Here is a 7,717-nt window from a genome sequence, read left to right as displayed (position 1 = left end):
CTCTGCCACTGAGCTACCGAGGAATGACAGTTATTCAACACATTTAATTGCGTTGAACGGGCACAAATATAAGGGCTTGATGTAACCTATGTCAAGCGATGTTTAAAAGTTTTTGAACTTTTTTTAAATAAAAAAAGCCGCTCCAAAAAAGCGGCTTTAAAATGTTTAAATAAGACTTTTTAAACCTTGCCCGAATTCTTCATGTCCTGAATTTCAAGACGGATTTCCTGAGAAACTTTTTTGAGCTCTTGCAATTGCTTACGCGCTCTTGTACCGGCTGCTTTATTTCCCTTCTCATAAAACTTGTTCATGTCGTCTTCCAATTCGGCAATCATATTTTTCACTTGTTCAATTCTGCTCATTATAACTCCTTTAGTTAGTTAACGTTAATGCAAATTATTGCTAGAATTCGCTACAAAACTATGTAACCGTGGGTAAATGGGCAAATAAAAAACTGAAATTTTCCGTTTTATTTACAATTAAACCCATTTTCTAATTATTCAAGGTCAAATTTTAAACAATGTTTCCTCTTCATTTGATCTCAATAAAATGGAGATTCAAATAATTTGAAATCATGGATCTTGATTTAGACAAATCCATGTACTGACATAAAATAAATCTAACTAAGAATGAATGATTTGAAATTTTAAAACGTATCAGGTGTATTTAACTGAACTTTATAATTGAAGGTTCTAAAACTCTCGGGCACATGTTTTTCTAAAAATGACTGATCTTTTTCAGCCGGAATAATATCCTGGGGAAAATCGCCCTTAATAAATGAAGAGCTCTCATCTGTGCTAAACAAGATGATGTTTTCAAGATCAAAACTCTTCTGAAATGACAGCGCCATGTCAGGTAAAGAAAGTGCCTTGGGAGAATTGCCTGAGAGCTCTTCTGCCAGTCCTGAAATCAGCAGCATCGGCTGCGATGGAAACCGTCGAACCTGATCCTGATTAATTCGAATCTGATCGCCTTTCAACTGAATCAAAGATTTTTGATGGCCGTTCACGCCAATGGTGGAGACACCCTGATCTGCAAAAAGTGCGATCAATCGGTGGTTTAAATCCTTGATGGCTCTTAGTCTTGCATCTTCCCGCATCATTCCGGTTTGAATAAGGCGGTCGGTATACTCACTGTCGCTGTGAATTATTATACCGCTCTCTTTTTTTTGTGCCAGTGACCTGGCAAATGCGGTTAAAAACATACCGTTATCTAGATGATCGTAATCTAAAACTGCTAAAAAATTCATTTCTTTCGTTTTAATGAACTGCTTGTAAATCCGTAAGGAAGCAGATCTTTTACAAAATGTGTGGATGAGGTTTCGTTTCTGTGATGCAGAACAACTTGCTGTCTTGGCATAATGTCTGCCAGTACCTGACGGCATGACCCGCATGGGCTGATGAAGTCTCCTTTTGGAGCATAGATGTGCATTCGGCGGAGTTTGTCGCCGTAGCCGGCTGTTATGGCCCTGCTAATGGCTGTACGTTCTGCACAGAGCCCGAGGCTCCAGGCACTCACTTCAATATTCACACCGGTAATATAACCCATCTCGGTTTCCAAAAGTGCCGTAACCTGAAAATCGGAATGGGGTGTAACGCTATATTTAGTCAAATCGTGAAGTGTGGACATCACGTCGATTTCAGCCGTGATCAAAGGATCAAAAAGTTCGGGAGAATCCGGAAGTGTGTCTATTCTTTTAATGTTATACTCTTCTTTCCAAAAATTGAGCAGTTCTGAAACCGGTTCGTTCTGAAAAATCGATATCGGACGGTCATTGTTAGCCAGACAACTGCAAATTGCAGCACGAACAGCGGAAATCGTAAGTGGAAAAGAGATATTCTCAATTCTCGTTCCCGGATAGAATAAACCCGAACTGCCTTCAACCAGGCAATACTCTTCTAATTCGGAGTAGGGCGCATAACTGTTCATAACTGGATATATTTAGTGTTCAATTGACTGCATGACGGTGTCGGCAATTTTTGCACGGACTCTGCTGATTGTACTTCCGTATGTCCGAGACGGATGAACACGATTCGTTAATATAATGATAGCAATTTCTTCGTCAGGATCGATCCAGAAACTGGTTCCGGTAAATCCGGTATGTCCAAATGAGTTTGGGCCTGCCAGCTCTCCTGCGGTACTAAATCCTTCACTTTTCCGATCATATCCATAGGCTCTTTGATTGATAGCGGATCGGCGCTCTGTAAACGTTTTAATGGTTTCCGGCTTTAGATATTCTCTGCCTCCAAACTTTCCATCGTTCAGCAGCAAGTATGCAAGCTTTGAGAGATCATCAGCAGAAGAAAATAGTCCTGCATGACCCGCAACACCGTCCATAAACCAGGCGCGCTCATCGTGCACTTCAGCCTGAACCAAGCCGTCTCGATAAGTAGTGTCTATTTCTGTTGCTGGGATTCGATTGCTAATCCACCGCCCGGTTTTTTTTGGATTGAAAAAGCTGGATTTCATTCCCATAGGATAGAAAAAGTTATTTCGTACATATTGATCAACCCGGAGCCCGGAAACTTCTTCAACGATTTCGGCAAGCAGTATAAATCCCAGGTCACTGTACACATACTCCTCACCGGGATTATTGACCAAAGGCTCGTTGCGAACAGCACTAACAATCTCTTTGCGGGTTTGTAATTCATCCACATAGACTTGAAACGCCGGCAGTCCGGATGTGTGAGTTAAAAGCTGATCGATTGTAATTTCCCGTTTATTATCAGTATCAAATTCGGGGATATATTTTGAAACCCGGTCTTGCACGTCTAATCGCCTATCATCTACCAGTTTCATAATCGATGTTGTGGTCGCAACCACTTTGGTCAGAGATGCGAGATCGTAAACATCGTCGTTTGCTACTTTTCGGGTTTTATCATAATCGTGATAGCCGTATCCCTGCTGCCAAACCATCACGCCTTTTCTCATCACGGCTACAACGCCACCTGGAAAAACGGAGTCATTAATAGCTTCCTGCATTACCATATCCAGTTCAAGCAGTTTTTCAGTACTCAACCCGGCAGACTCTGGAGTATCAAATCTTATGTTAGACTGATTGAATTCCATCCCATCGCCAATGGCATACATGCCCGGAATATTGATCGGTAATTTTCCGGCAACCTCCGACGCCCCAAATAGTGCAGGTACGGTCTGGCGAACCTGATTGCTGTTGGATGACCAAGCCATCACGTGTGCATCTGCGCTTGGCAGATCCCGAACCACATATGGATTTCCAAAAGCTATCAAAGCTGAGGGAACTGGCCTGCTGATAATCTGTCTCAATAACTGAAGCTGTTCGGGTTGAACCTGAATCGGCTGATTGGAACGAACAATGATGAAGGAGCCGATCAATATCAGATCTGCTTTGTCTGCAGCATTAAGAATTTTATTTTTTTCTTCCAGGCTTGTCCTTCGATCAAGAACATGAAAATCAACATTTCCATGATACTTCCTTAGTTCACGGGCAAAAGAACTACCCGTAGATCCAGATTCATCATCTGCCAAGGAAACCGCCAGTATATTCAGGTGATCCACTTCCCGAATTGGAAAAATATCTTTTGAATCTTTCAAAATAGTCACTGAATTTCGGGCGATACGATCTGCAATATTTTGATAAACCGGTGTGTTGATAGATCTGCTTAAATTCTGCAATTCCACTTTTGGTTTTTCAAAAGCACCATGTTCCTTTTTAAGCTGTAAAACTTTACGGACTGATCGATCTATTCTTTCTTCCGAAAGTTCACCTCGCTGAACAGCCAGTTCCAGTTCGTTTATGGCCGCCATTTCATCCGGGCTGATGAGCATCATGTCTACACCTGCTTTTAAGGCATATATCACCGCTTTGCCGGGGGAGTAGTTATCGGCAATTCCTTTCATCTCCAAACCGTCCGTTACAATAAGGCCTTGGAATCCAAGTGAGTCGATTAATATATCGTTGAGAATAGATTCATCCATCGTGCCGGGCAGATCTCCGTTTCGGCTGATGTTGGGATAGGCTATATGAGCACTCATTACACTTCTTAAGCCATTGTTGATGGTTTCCCTGAAAGGCCTCAATTCCAAGGAATCGATCCGGGAAAAATTGTGATAAATCACCGGCAGTGCGAGATGGGAGTCAACATCCGTATCACCGTGACCCGGAAAGTGTTTTGCAGTTGCCATAACACCTTCGCTTTCAATTCCGTCAATCATATACTGTCCAAAGAACGAAACCATATCAGGGTCGGCAGAAAAGGAGCGAACATTGATAACGGGATTTTCGGGATTATTGTTTACATCCAACACAGGTGCAAAAATCTGGTTCACGCCCATAGCTTTGGCTTCCCTGGCAGTAATTTTTCCTTTCAGGTAAGCATTCGAAGCATCGGCCGTAGCCGCAACTCCCATAGCAGGGGTGATCCGGGTTGTGCCACTAATTCTCATCGCCGCGCCAAATTCCATATCCTGGGCAATCCAGAGGGGAATTTTTGAGTGATCTTGTAGTTTATTGGTCAGCATCGCCTGGCCATAAACATCCCCTTGCATGAATATGATCCCGCCAAGGTGGTAGTTTTCAATCAATCGCTTCAGTCGCAGATACTGTGGGTCTTTATTGTTTGTAAAACGTCCGTAAGCAGGTGATACGAATAACTGACCAATTTTTTCCTGAAGTGTCATTGCTTGAAGGAGGGAATCGATATCAGTGGGTTCTTCTAAAGTTTGAACAGGAGCAAGTACTTCTTTATTAGGTTCAGGCATCGGAGGTTGTTCCGCAGTAGACTGATAGGTTTCCGGTTCTGATGTTTTGCAGGATGAAAATATCAAAACCAATGTGAAAAGTAGTAAAGGTAAGACTGAGCGATGAGTATGATAACCGGTATTAGCTGATAAAATCATAAATTTAAATTGGCAAATAAGGTGCAGATAACGTTTCGTTTATTGATAGCTTAACGCATTGGCAGCAAGTGCATTGTCTGATAGCTTGTTTCCTGGAAAAAAGTACTGTCGCGATAAATATAGCGATATCTTCCTTCCAGCCACATATCGGTTTGATCACCATAATGAGTAGACAGTGGATTGCCGGACTGGCCGGTAGGAAGTACGGACAGACTTCGTCCGGGAGAGGAAAAGTCGACGATTCTTCGAATAGACGGTCCCAGATTCACTTCAAATGGATCTGACCAGTCATATTGTGCTTTATTTACCGTCAAGGCATTCCCCTGTACGGGGTAGGGACCTTTGCTCATTAGGTTATTCACGATCATTTTTAAAATCCCGGGTGCATTCGGATCTTCCGCGGCTTCGGCAAAAAGCGGTGGTTTTAAGCTGATCTGGTTTACATTTTCCCAACGCCAATTAATTGTTTCATCCCCAAACATATCTTCCAGTTGCGTAACCGCTTCAGCCATGCTCAACAGCACTATTTCTTCACGGTTTTCAATTTCATCCGTTTGCGAATTGTCGAAAAAGCTGCTGTCGTATGTAAGAAGTCTGCTCATAACCTGTATCGGGAGATAGTTCAGGGAGATAAGCGCTTCATAGGCCTCTTCGCCCAGATCATCTGCCAGCGTATTCTGGCTGACATTCAGAAAAAAGAAATCAAAAATTGTGGCAGCGGTTGAATTGGGGTGATAGTTGTAGTCCCAATTCTGGAGGTAAGTGAGTACGGTTGAAAAATCATACTCTGAATCAGACCGAAGCATTGGAAGAATCTCTTCTGTGATTTCCCGGGCGTGATTAGAATAAGCATCAAATTGCAGTTGTTGCACATCCAGGACAGAAAGGGAATCTGCATCTTCTAAAAACCTGGTGATCCGTGATATGCGTGACGGCGGGGCCCAGAACGAGCCGATGTAGTGTTTGTAGCTATCGGTATGGTGTTTGTTGTTGGCATGAGCCACAAACCCGGATTCAGGGTTTTTCAGTTGAGGAAGCTCATTAAACGGAATCCAGCCGTTCCATTGGTAGGAGGGATCATCACCACGCCTGAAGAACAATGGGTTGTAATCGCGGATGGGTAGATTTCCGGTACTGTATAGAGCTATATTTCCCTCGGTATCAGCATAAGTGAAATTCATTGCCGGAGATCTGAATTTTTGTACAGCATTTTCAAACTGATCCATCCCGGATGCAAGGTTTATTTCATATATCGCTTCACTCTCCTGACTCACTTTATGACCCGTCCAGGCCATAGATACCAAATGATCTTCTAAAAGTTCATTATTATCGCCGGAATCATCATACAGATCACTGATGACAGGCCCGTTTTGTGTATGCCGAACGCGTAACAAGACATCATCTCCATCTTTCACTTTAATCAATTCGTTTCTATACCGGAAAGGCTCGGTTACAGGAGTATCACCGGTACCGTCTACAATGTAGCGATCTGAATCCTCCTCATCTGCTTGTTCCACAAAAAAGTCGAGTACATCCGCCATCATATTTGTAATGGTCCAGGCCAGGTCACCGTTATCACCCAATATGATGAATGGTGCTCCCGGAATGGATGCCCCGGTGATGGTTTGTTCAGGCGTATTGTAGTGCATTTCGAACCAAAAACCGGGAATGCTTAATCCCATGTGCGGGTCTCCGGCCAGTATAGGCAGACCCGATTCTGTTTTTTCACCGCTTACGGCCCAGGCATTGCTTCCCCATTGTGATCCCTCCATCGTTAGAAACGATCGCCGTTTTTTCTCGGTAGATAGCATTGGCATGATAGCAGCTGCTACGTTGCGGCTTTGGGTATCATCTAATGTAGTGGGGTAGCGGTCGTTATATACTGGGAAAAGTTCCTGCAGTCGGTTCGGTTCCAGCTTTTCATCCAAATAGGCATAGGCCAGTTCACTCCACCAGTAGATATTCTGATCCCAGGCCATCAAACGTGTAACGGCAAACGTATGAGTTGGTGTCCATTCAATCGGTTCCATATCGAGCAGTGTGAATTCAATGGGTAGGTCACGGGAGTTCGCGCGCGCATAATCGTTCACGCCATCGGCATACTTTTGAATCAGACGAAGGATCTCCGGTGATGCTTCGTCTTCAATTCGCTGAGCGGTTTCCCAGAATCCCAGTGTTCTCTGGTACTTATCCATCTCCACCAGATCTTCACCCAAAAATTCAGCAAAGCGACCTTCCGCAGCCAGTTGTTGAAGGGTCATCTGCCACAAGCGCTCCTGTGCATGGATATATCCGGCAGTGTAGTATAAGTCCTCTTCAGATTCGGCATAGATATAGGGTACTCCATATGGATCCCAGTGAATATCAACCTGATCGTTTAATCCATTCAGAGAAAGAGTGGCAGAGTAGTCGGGGAGGGGTTCATAAAACGTCCAATAGATCCCTATGATGGCAAATCCGGTCATCAGAAAAAACAGTAATAGCAAGATCCTTATGAATGTTCTCATAGTGGTCTGTAAAGAATTGGAAAGTTTTGCCGGTATAGATTGAAAATTCCGTTCAAAATACATACTCTCAAAGCCATATGAAATGCTATTTAAAGTGAGTTCGATATAAGATCTTGGAATAAAAGATCCTCCTGATATAAAATGGAGGCTTCTTCTTTTCTTATCTTTACTTTACTTCTGAAAGTCGATTCAATTTTTAAATCTATTAACTGAAAAAGGAGCTATACCATGAGTGAGATTAAAAAAGTAGCAGTTATCGGTGGTGGAACCATGGGTAACGGTATTTGTCACATTTTTGCCATGAACGGTTACGATGTGAACCTTGTAGAGAC

The 7,717-nt window shown here is 43.1% G+C and carries 6 protein-coding genes; 1 reads left to right on the top strand and 5 read right to left on the bottom strand.

Going from position 1 to position 7,717, the window contains the following annotated elements; translation table 11 throughout:
• Positions 1-179: 179 nt before the first annotated feature.
• From ACESM0_RS11585 to ACESM0_RS11565, 5 genes are all read right to left on the bottom strand, one after another.
• The gene (locus ACESM0_RS11585; RefSeq protein ID WP_372906369.1) at positions 180-362 is read right to left on the bottom strand and encodes a histone H1; all 183 of its coding nucleotides are present in this window, start codon (positions 360-362) and stop codon (positions 180-182) included.
• A gap of 284 nt (positions 363-646) precedes the next feature.
• Complete coding sequence (locus ACESM0_RS11580; RefSeq protein ID WP_372906368.1) at positions 647-1,249, bottom strand: hypothetical protein; 603 nt, start codon at positions 1,247-1,249, stop codon at positions 647-649.
• The gene (locus tag ACESM0_RS11575) at positions 1,246-1,929 is read right to left on the bottom strand and encodes a cytidine deaminase (protein WP_372906367.1); all 684 of its coding nucleotides are present in this window, start codon (positions 1,927-1,929) and stop codon (positions 1,246-1,248) included. Before ACESM0_RS11575 ends, ACESM0_RS11580 begins: the two co-directional genes overlap by 4 nt.
• A 12-nt stretch (positions 1,930-1,941) precedes the next feature.
• Entirely contained in the window at positions 1,942-4,878 is a 2,937-nt protein-coding gene (locus ACESM0_RS11570; protein ID WP_372906366.1) for a glycoside hydrolase family 3 N-terminal domain-containing protein, read from the bottom strand.
• 50 nt (positions 4,879-4,928) lie between these two features.
• Positions 4,929-7,385: a penicillin acylase family protein gene (locus ACESM0_RS11565; RefSeq protein WP_372906365.1), complete on the bottom strand. Its 2,457-nt coding sequence runs from the start codon at positions 7,383-7,385 to the stop codon at positions 4,929-4,931.
• Positions 7,386-7,613: 228 nt separating this feature from the next.
• On the opposite strand from ACESM0_RS11565, the gene ACESM0_RS11560 reads away from it, so the two are divergent.
• The coding region (locus ACESM0_RS11560) for a 3-hydroxyacyl-CoA dehydrogenase NAD-binding domain-containing protein (protein WP_372906370.1) at positions 7,614-7,717 on the top strand (104 nt) is incomplete at its 3' end.

This window comes from Rhodohalobacter sp. (assembly GCF_041686455.1).
GTDB lineage: Bacteria > Bacteroidota > Rhodothermia > Balneolales > Balneolaceae > Rhodohalobacter.
Note: the sequence above shows the minus strand (reverse complement) of the source record. Positions and strands in the feature narration are given on the sequence as shown.